Here is a 24,062-nt window from a genome sequence, read left to right on the forward strand (position 1 = left end):
CTACGCAGTCAGCTAACCTCACCGGGAGTGAGGTTGGGCGATAAGCGGAACTGAAGCGGAAGTGTCTCCTGTTCAGTAGTTTACGCCGATTCGAATGGGTTCCTTATGCAACTGGCGGGTGGACCACTCCTGAGAGCCGAGGAAGGGCGAGGAGGGATCGCGGCCGTCGATGAGCACCAGGATGCGCCGGTTGAGCGAGCTATTGAAGCCACGGGCGTTGAAGTTGAAGTCGTAGACGCCGCTCTGGGTAGCCTCGGCGCCGGGGGAGTTCTCCAGCAACTTGGGCAGCTGACCGTGGGCCGCCTCCCGCTGAATGGTCTCCTGGGGAATGGTGGTCACCGCCGCCGGCGCCTCGACGATGCGCTCGGCGCGCCGGGAGGCGGAGTAGACGGTGATGGTCTCCAGGAAGCTGATGGACCAATCCACCTCTTCGTCGAGGGTGGTGGTTGCCCCGGCGTCCACCTTGACGTCAGGTTTCACCATGGAGTCCTCACCGAGGGTAAAGGTCACCGTGTAGGTCCCGGCAGCCACGCGATCAAAGGAAAACGCTCCTTGTTGATCGGTGAGCTCCACCCGTCCCAGCTCATCGATGACCACGGTAACTCCCCCGACCCCTTTGCCGTCCGCCTTCGCCACTCGCCCGTCCAATCTGCCAAAGCCTTGAGCGAGCAAAGCGGGTGCGGAGATCAGCAGAGCGAGGAACGCTACCGCCAAGAATCGTTGGTTTCGCATAGTGCCTCCATACAATGGGTTTGCATACCGGCCCCCGCGGTCAGGGCCACCAAAGTCGCCGCGTGATGTCATAGCCCAGAAATGTGCCCCAGAGCTTAGCTTTCGAGAACTCACAAGTCCAGTCTGCACTTACTCTGTCCGACGAGAAATCCTGCGGTGGACGGAGAAGGCCGACTCATACTTGCCATGGTCCAGGGCTTATGAGACTTTTGACGACTCAGCCCCCGAGCAGAAGGGCTTTCTCAGCAACCAGAGGCAGCAGACATGGAGCGCAAGAGATACGTGGTGATGGGGGCCGGCCAGGTGGGCTTCCAGCTCGCCCAATCCCTGTCCCAGGAAGGCCACAACGTCTCGGTCATCGAGCTCGACTCCGAAACCTGCGATCGGGTGGAGGAGAACCTGGACGTGCGGGTGGTGCCCGGCAACGGCGCCGAGGTCCAGGTGCTGGAGGCCGCGGAGGTGGAGCACTGCGACCTCTTCATGGCGGTGTCCTCCCGGGAGGAAGCCAATCTCGCCGCCTCCCTGCTGGCCAAGCGCCTGGGCGCCAAGCGCTGCGCCACCCGGGTGGAGACCGCCGCCCACGAGGTCGGCCACCGCAAGCTCTATGAAGATGTCTTCGACATCGACCTGCTGCTCTCGACCCAGCTGCTGGCCACCACCCGCATCCTCAACCGCGTCCGCGGTCACAGCACCATGGCGGTGGAGTATTTCGCCGGCGGCAAGGTGCAGCTGCGCAAGATCAGCCTGGACGAGAACTCCGCCCTGACTCAGAAGCCGCTCAAGGAGGTGGAGCTACCGGAGGCGAGCCTGGTAGTGGCCCTGTACCGCGGTGACGAGCTGATCATCCCCTCCGGCGACGACCGTGCCCAACCCGGGGACAAGGCCCTCATCGTCGGCGAGACGGAAACCATCTCCCGCTTTGAGCGCATGGTCACAGCCCAGCCGGAGAGGATCGGCAGCGTGGTCCTCGCCGGCGGCAGCCCCATCAGCGTGCTGGTGGCCCAATCCCTCAGCGTCCTCAACGTCGACCTGCGAATCATCGAGAAGGACCGCAAGCGGGCGCAGGAGCTGGCGGCTCAGTTCCCCAAGATCGAGGTGCTCCAGGGAGACGCCACGGATCTCGCCCTGCTCAAGGCGGAGCGCATCGACCGGGCGCAATTCTTCGTCGCCCTCTCGGGTCACGACGAGACCAACCTGATGGCCAATTTGCTGGCCCAGGAGCTGGGCATTCCTCAGGTCATCGCCTTGGTGCATCGGGCGGAAACCTCCCACCTTTGGCGGCGCCTGGGCTTGCTCAAAGTCCTCTCTCCCCGAGCCCTGGCCAACGAGCGCATCCACGAGTACATCGACAACGATTACAACCCCAATCTGGTCTCGTTGCGCCGCGGCGCAGCCCAGGTGGTGGAACGGCGACTGCACCCGGCGAGCCCGGCGGCGGGGGTGACACTGGCGGAGATCAGCCCGCCTCGAGGGCTCATCGTCGGCGCCGTGGTGCGCGGCACCAAAGTCTTCGTACCCCACGGCAAGGACCGGCTGGAGGTCGGGGACACGGTGATCCTCTTCGTCCGCAAGGAAGAGCTGGGGACGGTGCAGCTGCTCTTCCCGGGCCGCGACCAGCGTTGAGCTCCGCTTGAGATTCGCCCACGAAGACCCGCCCATGAAGATCCGCCCATGAAGATTCGTCCAGTGCTGCGCTTCCTCGGTCGCCTGCTCTTGGTGTTGGCGGTGGCGGAGCTGCTTCCCCTGCTGTGCAGCCTGCTCTACGGCGAGTACCAGAGCGCCATGGCCTTCCTGCTGTCGATGCTGGTCACGGCGCTGACGGCGGGCTTGCTGGCCTTTCTGGGCCGCGGCGCCGGCGAGCTCTACCGCCGCGAGGGGGTGCTCATCGTGGTCGGTGGCTGGGTGGTGGCGTCGGCCCTGGGGGCCCTGCCCTACATGCTCTCAGCAGCCATTCCGTCGCCGGTGGACGCCCTCTTCGAATCCGCTTCCGGCTTCACCACCACCGGCGCCACGGTGCTCACGGACATCGCCAGCCAGGACCGCGGCATCCTCTTTTGGCGCAGCTTCACCCAATGGCTCGGCGGGATGGGCATCATCGTCCTCTTCCTGGCCTTGCTGCCGGAGCTCGGCCCCGGCGCGCGCTTCCTCTACAAGCTGGAGGTACCGGGACCGACGGCGGAGGCCCTTTCCCCGCGCATCCGCGACACCGCCGCCGTGCTCTGGCGCATCTATCTGGTCTTCACTCTCGCCGAGACACTGCTCCTGTGGCTCGCCGGCCTGAGCCTCTACGACGCCCTCACCCACACCTTCTCGACCCTCTCCACCGGCGGCTTCTCGCCGCTCAACGAATCCGTCGCCGGCTATTGGGACCGGCCCTGGGTGGTGATCATCATCATCGTCTTCATGGTGGCCGCCGGCGCCAATTTCTCACTCTACTTCGGGCTCACCCGCGGCGCCGGCTGGAGCCTGCTGCGGGATGCGGAGCTACGCCTCTATCTGCTCATCCTCGCCGGCGCCTCGGTGCTCATCACGTGGAATATCCTCGCCTCCGGAGCCTCCGAAGACGTCCCCGGCACCGCCCTCCACGCGGCCTTCCAGGTCGCGTCCATCACCACCACCACCGGCTTCGCCACCGCCGATTTCGAGCAATGGCCTCATCTCTCGCGCATGCTGCTGGTGGTGCTGATGTTCGTCGGCGGCTGTGCCGGCTCCACCTCCGGCTCGATGAAGGTGATGCGCATGGTCATCGGCCTCAAATCCGCCATGCGGGAGGTGCGCTACATGTTCAGCCCCAACACCGTGGTAGCGGTCTTCGTCGGCGGAAAGGCGGTACCGGACCCGGTGGTGCGCAGCGTCGCCGGCTTCTTCATCCTCTTTCTCTCCGCCTGGGGTCTGGGCAGCCTGCTGCTCACCTTTGACGGCCACAGCCCCCTCACCGCCGCCACCGCCGCCATCGCCACCCTGGGCAACGTGGGTCCCGGACTGGAGCGGGTCGGGCCGGTGGAGAATTTCGCCTTTTTCAGCGGCTGGGCCAAGCTGCTGATGGTGCTGCTGATGTGGATCGGACGGCTGGAGGTCTACGCCATCGCAGCACTGTTCAACCTGCGCTTCTGGCGTGGGTGAGGCCTACCGCCCCTCCACCGACCCCGCCTCCTCAGAAAGCTCCTCCACCAACGCCCGGGCCAAGTGCCGGTATTGCTCTTCCGTGTTGTAGAGCTGGGCCGAGATGCGCACCAGGCGGTGCGGCGGTGCCGGCCAGGGCACGATGGGCACCTCGATGTGGTGCTCCTGTAGGAGCTTTTGCTGCAGCGCACTGGTGTAGAGGGCACCGGCAGAAGCTTCCTCCTGGGGCCGATCCGGCAGCGGCACCGCCGCCAGCGACCCGATCATGGACTCCGGGCTTGGCTCTCCGACCTCCAGGGCGGCGCACAGATGACGACGAGCGGCGAGAGCCAGCTCGCGGTTGCGCCGCCGCACCTCGGGCCAGCCCCCGGGCACCAGCGCCGCCACCGTCTCCAGGGCCTTGGGCACGCAGAGGAAAGCCGTCGGATCGTCGGTGCCGGTCCAGTCGAAAGCGTCGTGGAAACGGCTGCGGCCCGCTCGCCGGACGTTGGCGCCGTGGCTGATGGAGAGCGGCTCGATGCCATCTTGGCGATCCCGGCGCACGTGCAGGAACGCCGCCCCCTTGGGCGCGCACGGCCATTTGTGGCAATTGCCGGTGTAGTAGGCGGCCCCGAGGGCGTCGAGATCTAGATCGAGCATGCCCGGAGCGTGGGCTCCGTCCACCAACGTGTCGATGCCCCGGGCGTCGAGGGCCCGCACCAGCTGCTCGAGGGGAAAGACCAGGCCCGTGGGGCTGGTGATGTGGTCCAGCAACACCAGGCGAGTCCGCTCGGTCACCGCGCCCAGCACTGTATCGACCACTTGCTGGGGATCTTCGAGGGGAAACGGCACCGTCGCCACCCTCACCCGCGCCCCCGCGCCCCGGGCGACAAACTCCAGAGCGTTGCGGCAAGCGTTGTAGGCGTGGTCGGTGGTGAGCAGCTCGTCGCCGGCCTCCCAGGTGGGCTCAGAAGCGGAGGCGGCGAGCAGCGAACGCAGCACCGTGTTGACCCCGGCAGTGGCATTGGGCACTACCACCAAGTCCTCCGGGTCGGCGCCCAGGAAGTCCGCCAGCCGCTCTCGGGCAGCGTCGAGGCGGTCCGGGAGGCGGCGCACGAAGAACTCCACCGGCTGCTCTTCGAGCTCCGCCCGCAGTTGCTGCTGAAGATCCAACACCGGCCGCGGGCAGGCGCCGAAGGAGCCGTGGTTGAGGAAGCTCAGCCCCGGCTGGAGGGTCCAGTTCCCCGCCAGCTCAGAACCCGCCAGCTCAGGATCCGGACTGCTCACCGCTCCTCGTCTTCTGTAGTTGGACCGGCCGAAGGCTCATCGTGCTCAGGCTTTGCAACGACCGCCGACGGCGGCACGGCGGCCTTGGCACCGCGAGGCTTGCGTGGGGGCGGCTGGGGCTCGGGCCGCGCGGGCTCTCCCGCGGCCAGCCGAGAGAGCTCCTGATACGCCGCGATGGCCAACAGCGCTTGCAGGGTCGCCACCAGCACAGCTCCCAAGGTGGCCAGCAGCGCCGGCAGCCCCGCCCATTGGATGCCGATGCCCAGCAGTCGCTCCACCACCGTGAGCATCAGCACCAGAATGAACAGGGGCAACTTGTGGCCGTCGGTGAGGCGAACGCTGGTGCGCAGCGCCTCGCTGACGGAGAGCCGCTGGAGGACCTGCGCCGGCAGGGCGACGAAGAAGGCGCTCATCACCACCCAGCCGGGGATCAGGAAGAAGCCAAAGCCGAAGGCGGTGAGCACGGCCACCACCACAGCGGTGCCGAAAGCCGCCGGAAGCACGCTCCACAGCCGGCCTCCACCAGCTTCGGACTCTTCCCGCAGCACAATGCGCCAGGTCAGCACCGCGGTTTGGATCTGGGTCAGCAGAACCGCCGCCGCCAGCGTCAGCAGAAAACCAAAGAAGGTGCCGGTGCCGACATCCGCGGCGGCCCCGCCGACCGGGCCTTCCGGCCCCGCAGCTCCACCGCCGAAGCCCAGTCCGGGGGCGACCACCGCCAGCACCAGACGCGGGGACCAGACGAGCAGGGACAGGCCCAAGATCACCGGAAAGTCGTCGCCGAGCATCTCGATGGCCCGACTGAGAAAGGTTCCGCTCTCGATTTTGCGTGCCATGGAGTGCGCTCGCTAAGGGATGAAGAAGTGGGTGAGCCGCTTGGAGGGAGAGCCGCTCAGGCAAAGAGCTGCGGCGGCTTCGCCGGGGCGCTGTCGCCGGCGCCGGTGACCGTATCACCGTCGACGGTGCGGAAGCGACCACGCCCGAGGTGCAACAAGCAACGGTTGCGCCCGTGGTCCTTGGCCTCGTAGAGCGCCTCGTCCGCCAGCTCCACGAGATCCTCCGGCGTCTTGGCGTGGAGGTCCGGAAAGACCGCGATGCCGAGGCTGATGGTCAAAGGCAGCCGCTCCCCCTCCCACACTACCTCCAGAGCTTCGACCTGGCGCCGGATGCTCTCCGCCAGCTGTAGGGCCTCGTCGCCGTCGGTGTATTCCAGCAGCAGGGTGAACTCCTCGCCGCCGTAGCGCGCCGCCAGCTGCCCCTCTCCCACCGCTTCCTTGAGCAGGGCGGCAGTGGCGATGAGGGCCTGGTCACCGGCGGCATGGCCGTAGGTGTCGTTGATGGACTTGAAATGGTCGAGGTCACACATCACCACCGCCATGGTGGAGCCCTCCTGGAGGCAACGGCGGTGGGACTTGAGCAGGCGATCCTCCAGGACCCGCCGCACCGCCAGCCCGGTGAGGGGATCCTCCTTGGCCTCGCGGTCGAGCACCGCTCGCTGGAGGGACGCCACCATCTGGGGCAGGAGAGTGTCGAGGAGGGTGACGGAATCGTTCTCCAGCTGCCGCGGGTCACACCACAGGGTCAGGCGGCCCAGGAGCTGGTCCTCGGTCTCCAGCGAGCGCTCCAGACGCCGCCAGGCGGCACGTTTGTGGATCCCCGGTAGCGGCGGCGGCACCGGCGGTGGTTCCGGCTGCCCTTCGTAGAGCCGCCGATCCGGCCCCGCCCACCAGCTGCTGTACTGGCTGTCTCGCTGCAGCAGCTCGAATTGGAACCACTGGAAGTGGATGACGTTGGTGCACTCGATACGGATGCGCTCCGCCACCGACACCAGGCCCTGCTCGCGGCCGTCACCGGCGATACGGCGGCTGGCGCGGCTGAGGCGTTCCAGGTCACCGATGCGCTGCTCCGAAATCCCGTGGCGCAGAGCGTGACGAGCGATCTCCAGGGAGAGCAGGGCAAAGGCTCCTAGCAGCCAGGCCGCCACCGGCCAGCCGATGGACTGGACCACCAGCGCCAGCGCCACCCCCGCCGCCCACGCCGGCAGATCGAAGAGCTGGGGTTTGAGCAGCGCTCCCCAAGGAACCGGCTGGTGAGGCCGGCGAAGCTTCTTGTCCGCGGCCTGCACCGCCAGCAACGCCAAGCCGTAGACCGCCCCGGCCACCACCAGCCGGCGCAAGGGATTCGCCCCTTCCGCGCCCCCGGGCGCTTCCAGAGCATTGGGCAGCGCCAAGGCGCCGGCCACCGCCGCGAAGAGCACCGCCAGCACCAGCGCCCCGGCATTCTCCAGGGAGCGCACCAGGCGACGACGTTCGGGACCGATGATGGGCGAGTGCTTGCGCAGCTTGCGGCGAATCAGATCCGCCAGCAGCGCCGCCGCCGCCACCATCGCTCCCGCCCCCGCTCCCCCCAGTTCCAGCAGCGCCGCCGGAACCACCAAGGCCCCCAATCCCAGGGAAGAGCTGGAGAACGGGCGGTGCAGCAGACAGACGAGGCAGGCCAGGGTGAGAAGGAGCCAGTCGGACCAGCCGATGACCTCTTGAGAAGCCACGAAGCCCGGGATGAGCGAACCCCAGCGGGCCAGGAGCAGCAACGCCAGCACCGCACCGCCCACCGGCACCAGGGTCGCCACCAGCTCCCGCTGGCCGCCGCGGGGGGATCGGGGCCGCCGGCGCACCGGCACCGCTTCGCGCTCGCGGGGGGCCGGAGCTGGAGTCGCTTGGTTCATCGGCGTCAGTGATCTTGGTTCGTGGTCGCAGGCACGAGGAGCTCATGGCGTACGGGGCGGGCTTCGATCGCACCGCGGCGAGGCAGCTGCTCGCGGCGGTGCCGTGGGAAGCTCGATAAGACCGTAGAGGCCCATGGGAGAGGTCGGGGGTATTATGCCATCGACCGCTCCATCGGACGGCCCTCCAGCGATTCTTTTCATGCCCAACTCAAGCTCCAAGCCGCAACCCCAGCGACCCGCTCAGGGCAGTCTTCGCCCCAGGATAGACAAGCACCGGCGGGAGGACCCGCCGCCGGAGCTGATGGACGGCGACGACCTGACGCTGGAGGAAAGCGAGCAAGCCCTCGCCGACCTGGCACGGGTCAACCGCCGGCTGCTGGGCTACGGCCCCGTGATTCGGACTCTGCTCCCGCGGTTGCGGGAAACCTGGCGACGGCGCAGCGAAACGTCCGGGGAGGGCACCGCAGCTCCCATCCGCCTCCTCGACGTCGGCACCGGCAGCGGCGACGTAGTCCAGGTCCTCGCCGACAAGGCGCGCGCCGCAGGGATGAACGTACAGGTCATAGGCCTCGACTCCAAGCTCCGCCATCTGCTGGCCGGACGCCGGGCTCATCCCGAGCAACCCCATCGCCGGCACTTCCGAGTGGTGGCCTCCGCCGACGCCCTACCCTTCGCCGACGGGTCCGTGGACTGGTCCCTCTCGACTCTCTTCTTCCACCATTTTGGCTCCGCCACCAACCGCCGCATCCTGGACGAGATGCGCCGCGTCGCCCGCACCGGCGCCGCGGTGGTGGACCTGCGGGCCTCCCGATGGCTACGCCGCCTCATCGGCATCGGCCTGCGCCTCGGGGGCGCCGGCCCCGTCGCCACCACCGACGGCCACCTCTCCGCCGCCAGCGCTTGGAGCCCGGAGCAGGTGCGCGCTCTCATCGAGGATTCAGAGCCCCTCGTCGAGCTCCGCCATCGGTTTCCGTTCCGCTTCAGCCTGATCCTGCGGCCAGGGAGCAGCGCTCAAGAACTGCCCAGCGCCTCCGACGACGCCGGATCTTGACGTCTCCCAGCCCGTTTTGTAACCTTGGCGACCGATTGGGACGTCGTTCAATGGTAGGACATGCGGCTCTGGACCGTAGAATCGGGGTTCGAATCCCTGCGTCCCAACCAATCCCCCTCCCTCGCTTCGCGTCACCGCCTGATACTTTCTGAGTGATCGCACCTTCTTTCGGTGCACGGTCCTGGCAGAAAGAGCTTTCGCCCAAAGACCACCCCGGTTGGGACCACCCGATCCACGCCCCTTCTCTTGAGGATCTGCGATAATGAAAAAGCAATGGGTAGCGGCAGCGCTCGGTCTGGGAATAGCTCTCCTGGGCACACATGTCGAGGCGGCGACGCTGGTGGTGCCGGATGATTTCGCCACGGTGCAGGCCGCCATCGATGCGGCGAACAGCGGCGACCGGGTGAGCGTTCGTCCAGGGATTTACTCCGGCCCCATCGATTTTCTCGGCAAGGATGTCGAGGTGGTGGCGACGGACGGTCCGGCAGTCACAGTGCTTCAAATCAGCGGCGAAGGCCCCATCGTGACCATCGCCAGCGGCGAGACGCGGACGGCCTTGCTCGAAGGCTTCACTCTCACCGGCGCCATCGGCGAGGGCGACGGGGGCGGCCTGTACATCAACGCAGGCCCTACGATTCGCGGCAACATCATCCGCGACAACCAAGCCTGCATCGGAGCGGGCGCTCGGGTGGAAGGCTCCGGGTACCCCCGCTTCGAGGACAACCGCATCCTCGACAACGAGAATCTCTGCACCGGCCCGGGAGCCGGTGGAGCCGGCGTGCGGAGCTTCGGCGCAGTCGTGGAGATCGTGGGCAACGAGTTCCGCGGCAACCGCACCGGCGCAGGCTCCGAGGGGGCGGCGGTCAAGCTCAACATCGGCCAAGACTCGCTGATCGAGAAGAATCTCTTCGTGGAGAATTTCGCCGACGGTGGCTCGGGGGGCGCACTCGCTCTGGTGAACTCGACCACTACCTTGATCACCCAGAACATCTTCGTCGGCAATGAGGCGGTCTCCGGCGGCGCCCTGTACTGGACTGCGGGACCCGTACAGGCGACGATGACCAACAACACCCTGATCGACAATCGGGCTGGCAGCGGCTCGGCCTTCGCCATCGGGGGCCGGGTGGATCACACTCGCTGGGTCAACAACGTCCTGGCCGCAGGCTCAGGAACATCCCTGATCCATTGCGGCAGCGTGCTCCAAATTCTTCCCGAGCTGATCCACAACATCCTTCACGCGGAGGGCGCACCCATCGTGGCGGGGGACTGCGAGGAGCAGCCCAGCTCAACGGGAAACCTGATGGCACCGCCGATGCTGAGAAGCGACTTTTCTCCTCTACCTGCATCGCCGCTGGTGGACGCCGGCCTGGCCGACCCTCTCGGCGTCAGCGGTACCGATTTCTACGGCCAGCCTCGGGTCGTTGACGGAGATCTGGACGGCACTCCGAGGATCGATATCGGTGCAGTGGAGCGGCAACCGGATAGCGTCGAGGTACCCGCGCTTGAGGTCTGGGGTCTCTTGGCGCTGGCGGCCGGCCTGGGCGCCCTGGGAGCCGCTCGCGCCAGGCGCCAGGCGGGCCTTTCCGGCAGAACCTGAGGGCGGTGCACAGTCCGCCAAAAGAAGACCCATATGGTAATCTTTCGGCCACATGAAGATCTCGACGAAGGGTGAATACGGCATCCGCGCGATGCTATACCTAGCAGCTCATGCGCCGGATCAGCCGGTGACCAGCCATGAGATTGCTCGTCACCAAGGAATCCCGGAGCCGTACCTGCGGCAGATCCTGGCACTGCTGGCCAAGGACGGCCTGGTGGTCTCCCACCGCGGCCCTCAAGGCGGCCACAGCCTGGGTCGAGGGGCAGGCGAGATCAATTTGCGGGACATCCTGCTGGTACTGGAAGGGCAGCTGACTTCTGTCGATCAGATCCTGGCCTTGCCGTGCACCATCGACGTGGGCACCGAGCACTGCGTTCTGCGCGAGGTCTTCCTCGACGTCAAACGGGCCGTGGAGGGGATTCTGGTGGGAACCTCTCTCGAGGACCTGGTGACCCGCCAGGAGGAGATCTTGGCCCGCGACATCTGCGTCCCCCAGGATCTACCGCCGGAGGGGGCGGGGGAAGAGGCGCAGGAAGAAGAACGACTGCCCATTCTCCGCGGCTGACCGGCACGAAGAGCTAGCAGCCCCCCAACCCCGAATCTTTAGAGCTTTCAGAGTTTCTGATCCCCGGGCCCAGGCCCTTCCGCTATCTGAGACAGGCAAGGACGCGACCATCCCATGATTCTGCAAACCGTCGTCATCGCCATTTCCTTGGGCATCCTGGCCCAGGCCGTGGCCTCGCGCCTCAAGCTGCCGGCGATCCTGCCGCTGCTGCTGCTGGGCATGCTCTGTGGCCCGTCCGGCCTGAGCTGGTTCTATCCGGGAGCCTTGGGAGACACCCTCGAGCCGCTGATCCACCTCGGGGTCGCCATCATCCTCTTCGAGGGCGGGCTATCCATCGACCTGGAGCGCCTGCGCAAGGTCGGCGGCGCGGTGCGCAATCTGCTGAGCTTCGGCGTTGCCATCACCGGCGGGCTGTCCGCCTGGCTGGCCCACTCTGTTGTCGGCATGCCGTGGCCGACGGCGATTCTTTTCGGAGCCATCGTCACCGTCACCGGTCCGACGGTCATCGCCCCCCTGCTGCGCCACACCATCGCTCCCCAGTCGGTGAAGACCATCCTGCACTCCGAGGGTCTGATCATCGACGCCATCGGAGCCCTGCTGGCGTACCTGGTGCTGCAGTGGATCGAGCTCCAGGGCATGGCCCCCTCGGGCATTGGCATCCAGGTGCTCAAGGTCACCGCCACCGGCTGCATCCTGGGCTTCGTCGGCGGCGCCGCCGGGCGGACGGTGGCCCGCAGCCGGCTCTTCGACGCCGAGCTCAGCAATCTGGTGATCCTGGCGCTGCTGATGATGGTGTACATGATCTCCGAAGGCCAGGCACACCAGAGCGGCATCCTGGCGGCGGTGGTCATGGGCTTTACTCTTTCCGCCGCCAAGGTCCCGGATCTCGGGCCACTGAAGGCATTCAAGGGTCAGCTCACCACGCTGCTGATCTCGGTTCTCTTCATCCTGCTCTCCGGTCAGCTGGATCTGGAAGAGATGATCAACCTCGGCGGCGCCGGCCTGCTGGTCACCGCCGGGCTGATCTTCCTGGTGCGGCCTGCTTCGGTCTTCCTGTCGGTGATGCCCTGGCAGCTGGGCCTCAAGGAACGAAGCTTCCTGGCCATGACCGCCCCCCGCGGTATCGTCGCCGCCGCCGTGGCCTCGTTGGCCGCCCGCCAGCTGGACGCCGCCAACATCGACGGCGGCTCACTGCTGGAAGGGTTGGTCTACATGGCCATCCTGGGCACCGGCGCCTGGGCGACGGTGATGTCCCTGGTGCTGCCGGTGGCCCTGGGCTACAAGCAGGACGCCTCCCGCCGGCGGGCGGTGGTGGTGGGAGCCAACCCGCTAGCCGAAACCATCGCGGAGCTCATGCAGGAAACCGGGCGCACCACGGTGGTGGTGGACTCGGTTTCCTGGCGGCTGGAGCGCTTCCGGCGCAAGGAGATGGAGACCGTGCGGGGCGACGCCCGGGACGCCGGCACCTACGAGCAGGCCGGGGTCGAACGAGACTCCATCGTCATCGCCGCCACCACCAACGACGAGCTCAACCTGCTGGTGGCGGAGCTGGTACACCACGAATTCGGTATCGAGCACCCGGTGGTGGCTCTACAGCGGCCGCCGGACGAGCTGGGACGACGCTCCCGCGCCTGGTTGGATCTGCTCGCCCTGCGGGATATCAAGGTCCCGGCGTGGATCCGGCGGCTGGAAAACGGCACCGCTGAGCGCATCGAGCTGCCCTATGAAGAGCAGCGGGTCGCGGCACTGGTGGAAGACTTGTTGGACGAGTTCCCCAATCAGGTTCTGCTCCTCGCCGGCTGGCGGGGGGACAACGTGATCTTCCGGGTGGACCTGAAGGACGAACAGTCCATCGACCGCATCGCGCTGCTGGTCTCGGACGGTCCGGTGAAGGAGCGCCTCAAGGGGCTGCTGGCAGAGCTGGAGGAGGAGGCCGCAGCGGAGGAGCGAGCCGAGGCCGAGCAGGCCGAGGCCGCGGAGCCCAACGACCAGGAGCCCAACGACAAAGGCTCCGGCGAGGAGAGCTCCGGCAAGGAGAAGCCCTCCGGAACAGCGCAGGCCGAAGAGTCTTCGGAGGGGGCTTCGGAGGAAGAGCCGGAGCGGAAGGACGGCGCTTAGTGAAGGCTGGCGACGGCCGGACCCGCTAAAGCTCTCCGTCAGGACTGGGCCTCTCCACCAAGAGAGGTCCCAACAACAAAGACCGCGCTCGACGAGAAGTCGGCGCGGTCTTGTTGATTCCGGCAGTGGGTGGGGCGGCGGGAGCTAGGAGGTCAACCTCAGCTGAGCGCGGGCGCTGCGCATGGCCTTCTCCCGCGCTTCCACATTGGCCGGATTGCCGCCGGGCATAGCCTGGGCGTTCTCCATCGCCACCCGCGCCTCGGCGCGGTCGAGCTCTTCCACAGGACAGCTCTGCTCGGTCAGCACGGTCAGGCGGTTCTCTACCACCTGGGCAAAGCCACCGTCGACAAACCAGCGGCGAACCTCACCCCCAGCTTCGACGACCCGCAGCTCGCCGGCCCCCAGCTTGGTGAGCAGAGGGGCATGGTTGGGGAGGATTCCCATCTCGCCGTCGAAGGCGGGGAAGACGACGTTCACCGAAGGCCCGTCGAAGACGGAGCCTTCCGGGGTCACGACGCTACAGTGAAGGGTCTTCGATTTGGTCATGTCCGGGCCTCACTGCTCTCCACGAGCCCCCGCAAGGAGGGAGCGGAGAGATCGTGACTTATTGCATCTCCTCGGCGCGCTTGGCGGCGTCCTCGATGGTTCCGACGTACATGAAGGCACCTTCCGGCAGGTGATCCCACTTGCCGCTACACAGCTCCTCGAAGGAGCGGATGGTGTCCTCGCGCTTGACGTAGACGCCAGGGAAGCCGGTGAACTGCTCGGCGACAAAGAAGGCCTGGGACAGGAAGCGCTCGATGCGCCGCGCCCGGGCCACGATGACCTTGTCGTCCTCGGACAGCTCGTCCACACCGAGAATGGCGATGATGTCCTGCAAGTCCTTGTAACGCTGCAGGATCTGCTGCACCTGCCGGGCCACCTTGTAGTGGCGCTCACCGAGGTACTCGGGGGCGACGATGCGGGAGCTCGAGGCCAGGGGGTCCACCGCGGGGTAGATGCCCTTCTCGGAGATCGAGCGCTCCAGGTTCACCGTGCTGTCGAGGTGGGTGAAAGCGCTAGCCGGCGCCGGGTCGGTGTAGTCGTCGGCGGGCACGTAAATCGCCTGGATACTGGTCACCGCACCGGCTTTGGTGGAGGTGATGCGCTCCTGGAGCTCACCCATCTCAGTGCCCAGGGTCGGCTGGTAGCCCACCGCCGACGGCATGCGGCCGAGCAGCGCGGACACCTCGGAGCCGGCCTGGGAGAAGCGGAAAATGTTGTCCACGAAGAGCAAGGTGTCAGAGCCGGTCTGATCGCGGAAGTGCTCCGCCATGGTCAGCGCCGACAGCGCCACGCGCAGACGGGCCCCCGGCGGCTCGTTCATCTGACCGAAGACCATCACGGTCTGGTCACTGACGGACTTGCCGGTGTCGCCGATCTTCGCTTCCTGCATCTCGAGCCACAGGTCATTGCCCTCACGGGTCCGCTCGCCGACGCCGGCGAAGCAGGAGTAGCCACTGTGGAAACGGGCCAGACGGGCGATGAGCTCCTGAATGATCACGGTCTTGCCGACGCCGGCACCACCGAAGAGGCCTGCCTTGCCACCACGCACCAGCGGGCAGAGTAGATCGATGACCTTGATGCCGGTCTCGAAGAGCTCGGTCTTGGCGGAGATATCCTCCAGCCCCGGCGCCTCGCGGTGGATGGGGCGGCGCTCCTCGGCGCCCACCGGGCCGCGGTCGTCGATGGGCTCGCCCACCATGTTGAAAACGCGGCCGAGGGTCTCGTCGCCCACCGGAACGGTCACCGGCTCTCCGGTGTCCTCGATCCGGGCGCCGCGGGGCAAGCCGTCGGTGGAACCCAGGGCCACCGCGCGAACGCGGCCGCCGCCCAGGTGCTGAGCCACCTCGCACCACAGGGTTTCGGTGGTGGTCTCGCCGAGCACCGTGCGCTGCACGGGCACCTTGAGGGCGTTGTAGATCTCGGGCATGCGGTCCTCGGGGAACTGGGCGTCCAGCGTGGAGCCGATGACCTGAGTCACTGTGCCGATATTGGTCTCTGGCATGGGATCGATTCCTATCGTGCTTGCCGGTTTCTTGGTTACCTAGCTAGGGCAGCGAATTCGGGAACAACGCGCCGATCAGGCCAGCGCGTTAGCGCCGCCGACGATGTCGAGCAACTCCAGGGTGATCTGGGTTTGGCGTGCCCGGTTGTACTGCCGCGTCAGGTTGCCGATCATTTCCTCGGCGGCCTCGGTGGCCGCCTTCATCGCCGCCATGCGAGCGAGCTGCTCGCTCACGGCCGCGTCGTTGAAGCTTTGGAACAGGCGCATGCGCACCGTCGCCGGGAGCAGCTCGTCGAGCAGCTCCTTGGCGGAGGGCTGCACCTCATAGTCCGCCCGGGGGCCGGTGGACTCCTCGTCGCCGGACACCAGATCCTGCGCCAAGGGCAGGAGCTGGAAAACCTCCGGCACCTGCCGGCCGGCGGAGTAGAAGCGCATGTAGGTGACGTAGACCGAGCCCACCTCGCCCTTGGTGAAGCGCTCCATGACGTCCTGCGCCAAAGGCTCCACCTGGTCGAAGCGAGGCTTGTCGTCGAAGTCGAAGAAGGTCTTCGCCATCTCCCGCTTCTGGAAGCGGAAGGCGCTGGCGCCCTTCTTGCCGACCATGTAGACCTCGGTCTCGACGCCGTTCTTGCGCTGCCCCCGAAGATGGGCGACGGCGGTGCGCAGCACGTTGGCGTTATAACCGCCGCACAGACCCCGGTTGCTGGTCAGCACCAGCATCAGGGACCGGTCCTCGCCGCCGTGACTCTCCATCAGCGGATGACGGACCTCGTCGGTGAGACTGGAGAGATCCGCCACCATCTCGGCGAGCTTGTCGGTGTAGGGCCGGCTGCGCATGGCGCGGTTCATCGCTGCCTGAAAACGGGCGGTGGCGATGAGCTGCATGGTGCGCGTGATCTTCTTGATGTTGCGCACCGCCTTGCGGCGCTTGACGATGGCTCTGCGATTGGCCATGGCTTAGCCTTCGTTGCTCTCTTCGTCGTCGGCCTGGTGAGTCCGCACGAAGTGCGCCTTGAACTCGCTGATCACCTTGCGAATCTTCTCGGTCAGCTCGTCGCTGAGCTTGCCGGTGCGGTCGAGCTCCTCGATGATCTCGGGGAATTCGTCCCGGAAGTGCTGCAGCAGATCCGCCTCGAAGGTCAGCACCTGGGGCACCGGCAGATCGTCGAGGTACCCGCGGGTACCGGCGAAGATGCTGAGGATCTGGTCGTTGATGTTGTAGGGCGAGTACTGCGGCTGCTTCAAGAGCTCGGTCATTCGCTTACCGCGGTCCAGCTGGCGCTGGGAGGATGGGTCGAGCTCGGTGCCCAGCTGGGCGAAGGCTTCGAGATCGCGAAACGCCGCGAGGTCGAGACGTAGCGAGCCGGCGATGGACTTCATGGCCTTCCGCTGGGCGTTGCCACCCACGCGGGACACGGAGATACCGACGTTCACCGCGGGGCGGATACCGGCGAAGAAGAGGTCCGGCTCGAGGTAGATCTGACCGTCGGTGATGGAAATCACGTTGGTCGGGATGTAGGCCGAGACCTCGCCCTCAAGGGTCTCGATGATGGGCAGTGCCGTCATCGAGCCGCCGCTGTTGGGATAGCGGTGAACCTTGTACTTGTCCTTGTCGCCGAGGCTCTCGAGCCAAGCTTCGGCCCGCTCGGCGCCCTCGGGACGATGGTACAGGCCCTTCTCGTCATCGGGACGTTGCTCCGGCGGCGCCGCCAGCCCCTCGGGGTGCTTGCGGGCGATGGAGCGGTCGGTGGAATCTTCCGGGGTGTCCGCCGGCACCACGCCGAACTCGCTGCGCAGCTTGACGCTGCGCTCGAGAAGGCGGGAGTGCAGGTAGAAGACGTCGCCGGGATAGGCCTCACGGCCGGGGGGACGGCGCAGCAGCAGCGAAAGCTGGCGATAAGCCTGGGCCTGCTTACTGAGATCGTCGTAGACGCACAGGGTCGCCTTGCCCTGCTGGTACATGAAGTACTCGGCCATGGCGGCACCGGCGTAGGGCGCGATGTACTGCAGCGGCGCCGGGTCGGAAGCGGAGGCGGAGACCACGATGGTGTAGTCCATGGCGCCCTCTTCCTGCAGCTTGTCGACCACCGCCGCTACCGTCGACTCCTTCTGACCGACGGCGACGTAGACGCAAATCACATCGCCGCCCTTCTGGTTGAGGATGGTGTCGATGGCGATGGCGGTCTTGCCGGTCTTGCGATCGCCGATGATCAGCTCGCGCTGGCCGCGGCCCACCGGGATCATGCTGTCGATGGCCTTGATGCCGGTCTGCAGCGGCTCGTTGACGGGCTGGCGCTCGGAGATGCCCGGGGCCTTGAACTCCAGCGGCCGACGGTAGGGGGTCTCGATGACTCCCTTGCCGTCCTGGGGCTCCCCCAGGGGGTTGACCACGCGGCCGATCATCTTGTCGCCCACGGGCACGCTGAGCAGCTCGCCGGTGCGCCGCACCTCGTCGCCCTCGCGGATCCCCAGGTAGTTGCCCAGGATGACCACGCCGACGGAGTTCTCTTCCAGGTTGAACACCTGGCCGGACGCGCCGTTCTCGAACACCAGGCGCTCGGAGGCCATGGCGTTGGTCAGGCCATAGACCCGGGCGATGCCGTCGCCCACCTCCAGGACCTTGCCCACCTCGGCGAGGTCGACGCCGCTGCGATATTGCTGGATTTCCTCGGCGATGACCGAGGAGATCTCATCGACTTTGAACTTCATGTCTTCACCTTCAACCTGCCGTCAACGTAGATATGCACCGTGGTCCCGGGATCAGCTTTCCCCGTAGGAACCGGCTTGGATTTCTCGTGAGCCGCGGGCGAGCAGCGCCGCGCTCAGCCCCTGGAGGCGAGTGGCGACACTGGTGTCGATCTTGCGGTCGCCGATCTGCACCACCATGCCGCCCAGCAGCGCCTCGTCGACGCGCTCGAGGAAGCGGGCATCGCGACCGGTCTGGGCCTTGACCGCCGCGGAGAGTTCCCGACGCTGGGCGTCGGATAGCGCCACGGCGCTGGTCACCGACACCTCCACCCGCTGGCGCAAAGCGTCCAGCAGAGCGTCGTAGACCTCGGAGATGGCCGGCAGGATGCCGATCCGCCCCTTGCGGTTGAGCACCTGGAGGGAGTCCACCAGCAGATCGCTGGTGTGGCCCCGGAACAGTTTCTCCAGACTCTCCTGCCGCTGGTCCGGATCCACCAGGGGATCCTCCACGAAGGTGCGGAAATCTTCGTTCTCCCGCACCAGCGCAACCAGCTGCGTCAGCTCCTCGCCGAGGTCATCCGCCTCGCCGCGCTGCTCCGCCAGCTCGATCATGGCGCTGGCGTAGACCTTGGCTACCGCCAGGGTTTTGTCATTGAAGCTCGACATGTGCTCGGGCTCCCGCATCGATGCCGAGAGGGCTCACCGCCAGGCGATGAGCCGCTCCCCGGCGCTTTAATTCTCTTCGATTCGCCCAATGGCCGAGATGGAATCGGCGATCAGACGCTCATGGTCCTGCGGGTTGATCTCTCGCTCCAGGATGTTGGAGGCGACCTGTGTCGACAGCTCCGTAGCGTGGGCGTAGAGATCCTTGACCGCGGTCTCCTGGGCGATGGCGATTTCGCGACGGGCGCGCTCCAGGAGCTTGTCCGCCTCCGCCTTCGCTCGCTCTTCCTCGCGCAGGCGCAGGGCTTCGGCGTCACGCCGGGCCTCCGCCAACAGCTCTTCGGTCTCGGCGCGGGCGGCGGCCAGCTTGGCCTCGTAGTCGGCGAGACGCTGCTCCGCAGCTTCCCGCTGTTGCCGTGCCTGCTCCAGAGAGTCCCGAATGTAGTCCTCGCGGCTTTGCAGGCCACTGAGGATCGGGCCCCAGGCATACTTGCCCAGCACCCACAACAGCAGGACGAAGATCACGAGGGTCCAGATGGCGTTGCCGATATTGCCGGAGAAAAGCCCCGGCGAGCTGCCGCCTTCGTGCTCCACCTCGGCGGCTAGCGCCGGCAAGGCCCAGCAGAGGGCGAAAGCGAACTGACTCAGCTTGCGCATAGTGTTCGACCCCTTCAATCCGTGACGATTTGAGGCGCTGGCGGGTGGGACCGGCACGCGGCCGGCCCTCCCCGCCGAGCGTCCGATCACAGGGCGGCCAGCAGACCGACGACTACGGCGAACAGGGTCGCGCCCTCGATGAGGGCGGCGCTGATGATCATCGCGGTCTGCACCGCGGCGCCGGCTTCCGGCTGGCGGGCGATGGCTTCGGTGGCGCTGGCGCCGATCTTACCGATGCCGAGGCCTCCGCCGATCACCGCCAGGCCGGCACCCAGGGCGCCGCCGAGCTTACGCAGGCTGTCCCCAGTGAAGCCAGCACCCTCCTGGGCGAAGGCGGTGGTCGGAATCAACATCACGGCCAGGGCGGCAACGAACACCATGAAGGTGATCTGGGCGGCTCTCTTGCTCATTTCCTTTGGTCTCCCTGTCGGTGGCGACGCGGGGCCCGCCACCGGTATTCTCGAAACTTCGATCGATTGACAGTCCATGACCTTGAGCCCGCGCTGGCGGTCATGGCACAAACTCTTCTACCTCCTCTTCAGCACCAGCTCCCTCAGTGGGCGTGGGCTCCGGCATGGTCGTCCCCATGATGGAAGACGATGGACATGCCGATGAAGAGGGCGGTCAGAAACGTAAAGATGAACGCCTGTAGAAAGGCGACGAAAATCTCCAGCAGATTGATGGCGATGCTCGCGAGCACCACCGGCACCGCGACGGCAAAACCGCCCACCGCGCCGGCCGCGCCGGCGCTGAGGATAAAGCCCACCAGCACCGCGAGCAGGATGTGCCCCGCCACCATGTTGGCGAAGAGACGCACCGCCAGGGCAAACGCTTTGGCGAATACGCCCATGATCTCGATAGGCACCAAGATGGGCGCGACGTAGAGCGGGCCGGGGCAGAAATGCTTGATGTATTCCATGCCTCCGAGACGGAAGCCGTTGATCACCATCATCAGCAGGGTGACGATGGCTAGGGCTGCCGTGACCCAGATATTTGCGGTGGCGGTGCCTCCGATGTGGACGCCGAAAATCGCCGGCGTCACCGAGCCCAGCGGGATCAATCCCAACAGGTTGACGGTGAGGATGAAGAAGAACAGCGTCCAGATGAACTTGATGAAGCGGTCCGTGTAGGGCCCCAGGTTGGGCTCCGCCACCTCTTTGCGAAGATACGCGCAAATCGCCTCGATGAAGTTGGACGGGCCGGCGGGGACCAATCGGTCCACTTCCCCAGCGCCACGGCGGCGGCGCACGTAGAGGGGCAGCAGAACCGCCAGCAGCAGGCCGGCGACGATCATCATCACAATCTGGTCGCTGAGGACGGTAATCACCCCGTCGGGGGTGAGAATACCCAAGTCCGCGGGCACCTCCTTCAAGGGGTGCTGCACCACGTGGTCCAGAGGACTTCCCCCGGCGATTCTGGCCAAACCGAGCTGCATGACTACTCCCGCTTTATCGCTCTGCTAAATCTTCGGTTGTCGTCTTGCCGGGAGCCAAACTCCCGAGCACGTATCTCGTATCTACCGCTAAGAGTACGAGATGGGCGATGGCGACCCACACCAACAATGGCGCGAGAGAAAACCAGCGAGTCAGGGCGATGGCGAGGCCCAGCAGCACCACCACCGCCAACCGCAGGCCCATGACCCCGAAAGCGACGAAAACCGGTGGCTGAGCGGTGTTGTCCCGCAAGGCCACCACGAGTCCGCCGCACAGGGAGGCGACGAGGGCGACTGCACCGCCGGCGAACATCGCCAGGACTCCCGCCGTCCCCGCAAGGCTCCGAGTGGGAAAGAAACCCACAGCGAGCAGCAGAGCGGTGACCGCGGCGGCTGTCAAGGCGAAGCTCCGAAAAGAGCTTGGTCTCACCGTGCTCATGACGTCGGGCTCATGAATCGCCTCCGTGAAGGCCCTTTCGCCCCGGACCCTGCGACTTCTCGTCCGCAGGTCCTTCTTTTTTCTCCGCCGCCCCCTTCGAGGAGACTCCGGAGCTCATGGAGCGATTGGCGGACAGTGCTTCGCGAATCATGTTGCGCATGCCCCCGATGATGCCGATGGCAGCACCGATGAGCACTCCCCAGGGACTGGAACCGAAGTGGTGATCGACCCAATAGCCGACGAGGGTCAGACCCGCCACCGCGGCCGCGAACTCAATTCCCAGCCCCGCAAACCGCAAGCCTTGATTCTTATCTCTGTCCGGCATGGACATCTCCGATGGAGCCACCCCGTCCGGCGGCGGGACCATCGAACCGGCGCGCACACCACGGACGGATTCCGCGCGCCCCGGCCGGAGGCGCAAAGTCTAGCAACCTCCGACAGAGCATTCAACCATCGCCCAAAGATCGTCGGTGACAGGCCGGTAAAACAAGCCCATCCAACAAGCTCGCGAGACCGGCCGACGACTCAGGCGAAGCTACGGGCCTGGAAAATCACCGCGTACATGATCCACAGAATCGCCAGCGGGCAAACGAAGCGGAGCAGGAAGAGCCACAGCCCATAGAGCTTGACCACGCCGTGCCCCGTCTCCAGCTCGTCCCGGCTCAACTTGGTAGGCAGCATCCAGCCGGTGAAGACCGCGATGCCCAGCCCCCCCAGGGGCAACATCCAATTGGACGCCAGATAGTCGAGGATGGTGAAGAAGCCGACCTGGCCCCGCAGGCTCATCTCGCCGAGGAAGGCCACCGACCCCAAGGAGAGAGCGGAAGGAATGCCGCACAGGAAGATCAGCCCACCGACCACCAGGGCCGACTTGCGCCGGCTCCAACCCCGCCGATCGATGAAGTAGGCCACCACCACCTCGAGGAGCGAGATCGTCGAGGTCAAGGCCGCCATCGCCACCAGCAGATAGAAGATGGGCGAGAGCAGGCCGCCGCCGGGCAGGTCGAAGAACATCTTGGGCAAGGTGGTGAAGAGAATCACAGCACTGCGCGCGAAGGTCTCGGCCCGCTCCGCCGCGTCGACACTGAAGATGATGGAGAACATGATGGTGGAGGCCATCAGGGCAATGACGGTGTCGAGCACGCAGATGGTCAACCCGGCCTTGGGAATGGAGTCCTTGCGCGACACGTAGGAACCGTAGGTGATCATCGCCCCCATCCCCAAAGAGAGGGTGAAGAAGGCGTGGCCGACGGCCTCCAAAATTCCGTCGCTGGAAATCGGACCGATATGGAAGAGGAAGGCCATGGCCTCTCCGAAGCCCGGCGTGCGCACCGAGTTGATCAGCAGCAGGAGCAAAATCCCCAAGAGCACCGGCATCAAGAAGGATGTGGTGCGCTCGATGCCCGCCTTGACCCCGAGGATGACCACCGCCACGGTGATCACCATGAACAGCGCGTGGAAGGTGATCTGTAGTCCCGGATTGGCCAGGAAGGCCCCGAAGTCGCTCCCCAAACTGGCGGCCTCGGCCTCACCAAAGCCTTGGGTCACCCACACGAAGCAGCGGCCGACGTAGTAGACCGTCCAGCCGGCGATGACCGCGTAGTACGAGAGGATCACGAAGCCGGAGGCGATGCCCAGCCAGCCTACCAACGACCACAGCTTGCCGCCGGCCACGCCCTTGGCCTCTCCCTCGACCAGATCCAAGAAGGCGCCCACCGGGCTTTGTTGGGTCCGGCGCCCGAGGACGATCTCCGCCAGCATGATGGGAGCCCCGATGAGAGCGATGGCGATGAGATAGATGAGCACGAAGGAGCCACCGTCGTTCTCATAAGCGATGTAGGGGAATTTCCAGATATTCCCCAGGCCGATGGCCGAGCCCGAAGCAGCCAGCACAAAGCCCAGGCGACCGAATGTTCCCCGTTTCTCAAGCTCCGTGGACATAGATCACCCTCCTCTTACATGACACGTCAAAAACACGGGAACCCGCCCTGCGGCGGCGTCAGGCCCGATACAACACGCTGTCGAAATGCTTCCAGATTGTCTAGACCGCGATGAAGCATATCACCGGCCCCCAGACGAAGCTCACTCCAACGCCCGGCGGGTCAGGGACTGACTGAGCCGGTCCGACAGCGACGGCCCCCAAAGCGCTGCCACCAGGGGGAGCCCCAGCAGCAAGAGCGTGAGGAGACCCGCCGCCCACCGGGCAGCGGTCTGGGGAAAGCTCAAATTCTCGCCGTCCTCGGCACAGGCCAAAATACCCGCCACCGACATCCCCGGAGTCTGCCCCCAAAAAGCGAGGGGGATCACCGTATAGAGGAAGGAGAAGGTGAGAAGAAAGATCGCCAGACCGGGCCATTGGTCCAAATCCCATCGCATGCCCACCAAGCGCTCTCCCAACAACACCAACAAGAGCAGCGCCCCGTGCACCGCCAGATCCGCCAAGCCCGCCAGCGCCCGCAGCCGTACCGGCACGTCGAAAGGATCTTCGGGCTCCGGACTCGGCGGAGGCGAGTAGGGCAGCTCCGGCTCTTCCAGCGCATCGGACTCCGACCAATCCTCCCCGGCATCCTCGACGCTCGCCGCGAGCAAGTCGTCCGCCACCTCGGCGCCCTCCTCGACACCGGAATCCCCCGGCGGCTCGTCGTCGGGGAGCTCGAGGGGTGGATCCACATCCAGCTCGTCGACCTCGGCGTCCACCGGATCCACCGGCTCATCGTCTTCGAGCTCGGGAAAGAGGGGCAGAGAGAGCGGGGCCGAATCTCCCTTGCGCCGGCGCTTGGCAGGGCGGGCGGGCCGCCGGGACGGCGCCTCCGAGCCCACAGGGCGAGGCTCAGGCTTCAGCGGCGGATCGAAGAGTCCGCGAGAATCACGACCGGACTCCTCCTCGCCTGCGGCCCGAGAGCTGCCGGAGGATCTTGGATCGTCAGAATGCCTGGTGCTCATCTCTCCGGAGCGCTCA

At 66.2% G+C, this 24,062-nt stretch carries 22 protein-coding genes and 1 tRNA gene; 7 read left to right on the forward strand and 16 right to left on the reverse strand.

What is annotated here, in order from left to right; all coding sequences use genetic code 11:
• Positions 1 to 72 precede the first annotated feature (72 nt).
• Complete coding sequence (locus tag SX243_02545; GenBank protein ID MDY7091828.1) at positions 73 to 732, reverse strand: carboxypeptidase regulatory-like domain-containing protein; 660 nt, start codon at positions 730 to 732, stop codon at positions 73 to 75.
• A gap of 264 nt (positions 733 to 996) precedes the next feature.
• Here SX243_02545 and trkA point away from each other — a divergent pair, with 264 nt between their 5' ends.
• Both trkA and SX243_02555 read left to right on the forward strand, forming a co-directional pair.
• Positions 997 to 2,355: a Trk system potassium transporter TrkA gene (gene trkA, locus SX243_02550; GenBank protein ID MDY7091829.1), complete on the forward strand. Its 1,359-nt coding sequence runs from the start codon at positions 997 to 999 to the stop codon at positions 2,353 to 2,355.
• A gap of 48 nt (positions 2,356 to 2,403) precedes the next feature.
• Positions 2,404 to 3,855, forward strand: coding sequence for a TrkH family potassium uptake protein (locus SX243_02555; GenBank protein ID MDY7091830.1), 1,452 nt, complete (start codon positions 2,404 to 2,406; stop codon positions 3,853 to 3,855).
• A 3-nt stretch (positions 3,856 to 3,858) separates the two neighbouring features.
• Here SX243_02555 and SX243_02560 read toward each other — a convergent pair whose 3' ends face one another.
• From SX243_02560 to SX243_02570, 3 genes are read right to left on the reverse strand one after another with little or no spacing between them, the layout of a single operon-like run.
• Positions 3,859 to 5,121, reverse strand: a complete 1,263-nt coding sequence (locus tag SX243_02560; GenBank protein MDY7091831.1) for an aminotransferase class V-fold PLP-dependent enzyme — start codon at positions 5,119 to 5,121, stop codon at positions 3,859 to 3,861.
• The gene (locus SX243_02565) at positions 5,118 to 5,957 is read right to left on the reverse strand and encodes a hypothetical protein (GenBank protein ID MDY7091832.1); all 840 of its coding nucleotides are present in this window, start codon (positions 5,955 to 5,957) and stop codon (positions 5,118 to 5,120) included. Before SX243_02565 ends, SX243_02560 begins: the two co-directional genes overlap by 4 nt.
• 56 nt (positions 5,958 to 6,013) lie before the next feature.
• Positions 6,014 to 7,846, reverse strand: a complete 1,833-nt coding sequence (locus SX243_02570; protein ID MDY7091833.1) for a GGDEF domain-containing protein — start codon at positions 7,844 to 7,846, stop codon at positions 6,014 to 6,016.
• A 199-nt stretch (positions 7,847 to 8,045) separates the two neighbouring features.
• On the opposite strand from SX243_02570, the gene SX243_02575 reads away from it, so the two are divergent.
• The 5 genes from SX243_02575 (at position 8,046) to SX243_02595 (ending at position 13,177) form a co-directional block, all read left to right on the forward strand.
• On the forward strand, positions 8,046 to 8,897 hold the full coding sequence (locus SX243_02575) for a methyltransferase domain-containing protein (protein ID MDY7091834.1): 852 nt from the start codon (positions 8,046 to 8,048) through the stop codon (positions 8,895 to 8,897).
• A gap of 36 nt (positions 8,898 to 8,933) precedes the next feature.
• A tRNA-Gln gene (locus SX243_02580) sits at positions 8,934 to 9,007 on the forward strand.
• Between the two features lie 152 nt (positions 9,008 to 9,159).
• Entirely contained in the window at positions 9,160 to 10,494 is a 1,335-nt protein-coding gene (locus tag SX243_02585) for a right-handed parallel beta-helix repeat-containing protein (GenBank protein MDY7091835.1), read from the forward strand.
• A 52-nt stretch (positions 10,495 to 10,546) separates the two neighbouring features.
• Positions 10,547 to 11,059, forward strand: a complete 513-nt coding sequence (locus SX243_02590; protein MDY7091836.1) for an Rrf2 family transcriptional regulator — start codon at positions 10,547 to 10,549, stop codon at positions 11,057 to 11,059.
• Positions 11,060 to 11,173: 114 nt separating this feature from the next.
• Positions 11,174 to 13,177, forward strand: coding sequence for a cation:proton antiporter (locus tag SX243_02595; GenBank protein MDY7091837.1), 2,004 nt, complete (start codon positions 11,174 to 11,176; stop codon positions 13,175 to 13,177).
• Between the two features lie 144 nt (positions 13,178 to 13,321).
• Here SX243_02595 and atpC read toward each other — a convergent pair whose 3' ends face one another.
• From atpC to SX243_02655, 12 genes are all read right to left on the reverse strand, one after another.
• Complete coding sequence (gene atpC, locus SX243_02600; protein ID MDY7091838.1) at positions 13,322 to 13,723, reverse strand: ATP synthase F1 subunit epsilon; 402 nt, start codon at positions 13,721 to 13,723, stop codon at positions 13,322 to 13,324.
• Between the two features lie 58 nt (positions 13,724 to 13,781).
• The gene (gene atpD, locus SX243_02605) at positions 13,782 to 15,224 is read right to left on the reverse strand and encodes a F0F1 ATP synthase subunit beta (protein MDY7091839.1); all 1,443 of its coding nucleotides are present in this window, start codon (positions 15,222 to 15,224) and stop codon (positions 13,782 to 13,784) included.
• A 75-nt stretch (positions 15,225 to 15,299) separates the two neighbouring features.
• The gene (gene atpG, locus SX243_02610; GenBank protein MDY7091840.1) at positions 15,300 to 16,178 is read right to left on the reverse strand and encodes an ATP synthase F1 subunit gamma; all 879 of its coding nucleotides are present in this window, start codon (positions 16,176 to 16,178) and stop codon (positions 15,300 to 15,302) included.
• A gap of 3 nt (positions 16,179 to 16,181) precedes the next feature.
• Complete coding sequence (gene atpA, locus SX243_02615) at positions 16,182 to 17,933, reverse strand: F0F1 ATP synthase subunit alpha (protein ID MDY7091841.1); 1,752 nt, start codon at positions 17,931 to 17,933, stop codon at positions 16,182 to 16,184.
• A 51-nt stretch (positions 17,934 to 17,984) separates the two neighbouring features.
• A complete protein-coding gene (gene atpH, locus SX243_02620) occupies positions 17,985 to 18,578 on the reverse strand; it encodes an ATP synthase F1 subunit delta (GenBank protein MDY7091842.1) in 594 nt (197 codons plus the stop codon).
• Positions 18,579 to 18,644: 66 nt separating this feature from the next.
• A complete protein-coding gene (gene atpF / locus SX243_02625) occupies positions 18,645 to 19,232 on the reverse strand; it encodes a F0F1 ATP synthase subunit B (protein MDY7091843.1) in 588 nt (195 codons plus the stop codon).
• Positions 19,233 to 19,318: 86 nt separating this feature from the next.
• Positions 19,319 to 19,585: an ATP synthase F0 subunit C gene (locus SX243_02630; GenBank protein ID MDY7091844.1), complete on the reverse strand. Its 267-nt coding sequence runs from the start codon at positions 19,583 to 19,585 to the stop codon at positions 19,319 to 19,321.
• A gap of 200 nt (positions 19,586 to 19,785) precedes the next feature.
• Positions 19,786 to 20,667 (reverse strand): F0F1 ATP synthase subunit A, encoded by an 882-nt coding sequence (atpB, locus tag SX243_02635; GenBank protein ID MDY7091845.1) that lies wholly within the window; start codon positions 20,665 to 20,667, stop codon positions 19,786 to 19,788.
• Positions 20,668 to 20,680: 13 nt separating this feature from the next.
• Positions 20,681 to 21,064, reverse strand: a complete 384-nt coding sequence (locus SX243_02640) for a hypothetical protein (protein ID MDY7091846.1) — start codon at positions 21,062 to 21,064, stop codon at positions 20,681 to 20,683.
• A gap of 49 nt (positions 21,065 to 21,113) precedes the next feature.
• On the reverse strand, positions 21,114 to 21,428 hold the full coding sequence (locus SX243_02645) for an AtpZ/AtpI family protein (GenBank protein ID MDY7091847.1): 315 nt from the start codon (positions 21,426 to 21,428) through the stop codon (positions 21,114 to 21,116).
• 200 nt (positions 21,429 to 21,628) lie between these two features.
• Positions 21,629 to 23,044, reverse strand: a complete 1,416-nt coding sequence (locus tag SX243_02650; GenBank protein MDY7091848.1) for a sodium-dependent transporter — start codon at positions 23,042 to 23,044, stop codon at positions 21,629 to 21,631.
• Positions 23,045 to 23,185: 141 nt separating this feature from the next.
• The gene (locus tag SX243_02655) at positions 23,186 to 24,046 is read right to left on the reverse strand and encodes an RDD family protein (GenBank protein MDY7091849.1); all 861 of its coding nucleotides are present in this window, start codon (positions 24,044 to 24,046) and stop codon (positions 23,186 to 23,188) included.
• Positions 24,047 to 24,062: the final 16 nt, after the last annotated feature.

This window comes from Acidobacteriota bacterium (assembly GCA_034211275.1).
Lineage (GTDB): Bacteria > Acidobacteriota > Thermoanaerobaculia > Multivoradales > JAHZIX01 > JAGQSE01.

Coding starts and splice junctions, on each gene's coding strand:
- SX243_02545 (MDY7091828.1), bottom strand. CDS start 732: ATGCGAAACCAACGATTCTTGGCGGTAGCGTTCCTCGCTCTGCTGATC.
- trkA (MDY7091829.1), top strand. CDS start 997: ATGGAGCGCAAGAGATACGTGGTGATGGGGGCCGGCCAGGTGGGCTTC.
- SX243_02555 (MDY7091830.1), top strand. CDS start 2,404: ATGAAGATTCGTCCAGTGCTGCGCTTCCTCGGTCGCCTGCTCTTGGTG.
- SX243_02565 (MDY7091832.1), bottom strand. CDS start 5,957: ATGGCACGCAAAATCGAGAGCGGAACCTTTCTCAGTCGGGCCATCGAG.
- SX243_02570 (MDY7091833.1), bottom strand. CDS start 7,846: ATGAACCAAGCGACTCCAGCTCCGGCCCCCCGCGAGCGCGAAGCGGTG.
- SX243_02575 (MDY7091834.1), top strand. CDS start 8,046: ATGCCCAACTCAAGCTCCAAGCCGCAACCCCAGCGACCCGCTCAGGGC.
- SX243_02585 (MDY7091835.1), top strand. CDS start 9,160: ATGAAAAAGCAATGGGTAGCGGCAGCGCTCGGTCTGGGAATAGCTCTC.
- SX243_02590 (MDY7091836.1), top strand. CDS start 10,547: ATGAAGATCTCGACGAAGGGTGAATACGGCATCCGCGCGATGCTATAC.
- SX243_02595 (MDY7091837.1), top strand. CDS start 11,174: ATGATTCTGCAAACCGTCGTCATCGCCATTTCCTTGGGCATCCTGGCC.
- atpC (MDY7091838.1), bottom strand. CDS start 13,723: ATGACCAAATCGAAGACCCTTCACTGTAGCGTCGTGACCCCGGAAGGC.
- atpD (MDY7091839.1), bottom strand. CDS start 15,224: ATGCCAGAGACCAATATCGGCACAGTGACTCAGGTCATCGGCTCCACG.
- atpG (MDY7091840.1), bottom strand. CDS start 16,178: ATGGCCAATCGCAGAGCCATCGTCAAGCGCCGCAAGGCGGTGCGCAAC.
- atpA (MDY7091841.1), bottom strand. CDS start 17,933: ATGAAGTTCAAAGTCGATGAGATCTCCTCGGTCATCGCCGAGGAAATC.
- atpH (MDY7091842.1), bottom strand. CDS start 18,578: ATGTCGAGCTTCAATGACAAAACCCTGGCGGTAGCCAAGGTCTACGCC.
- atpF (MDY7091843.1), bottom strand. CDS start 19,232: ATGCGCAAGCTGAGTCAGTTCGCTTTCGCCCTCTGCTGGGCCTTGCCG.
- SX243_02630 (MDY7091844.1), bottom strand. CDS start 19,585: ATGTTGATTCCGACCACCGCCTTCGCCCAGGAGGGTGCTGGCTTCACT.
- atpB (MDY7091845.1), bottom strand. CDS start 20,667: ATGCAGCTCGGTTTGGCCAGAATCGCCGGGGGAAGTCCTCTGGACCAC.
- SX243_02645 (MDY7091847.1), bottom strand. CDS start 21,428: ATGCCGGACAGAGATAAGAATCAAGGCTTGCGGTTTGCGGGGCTGGGA.
- SX243_02650 (MDY7091848.1), bottom strand. CDS start 23,044: ATGTCCACGGAGCTTGAGAAACGGGGAACATTCGGTCGCCTGGGCTTT.
- SX243_02655 (MDY7091849.1), bottom strand. CDS start 24,046: ATGAGCACCAGGCATTCTGACGATCCAAGATCCTCCGGCAGCTCTCGG.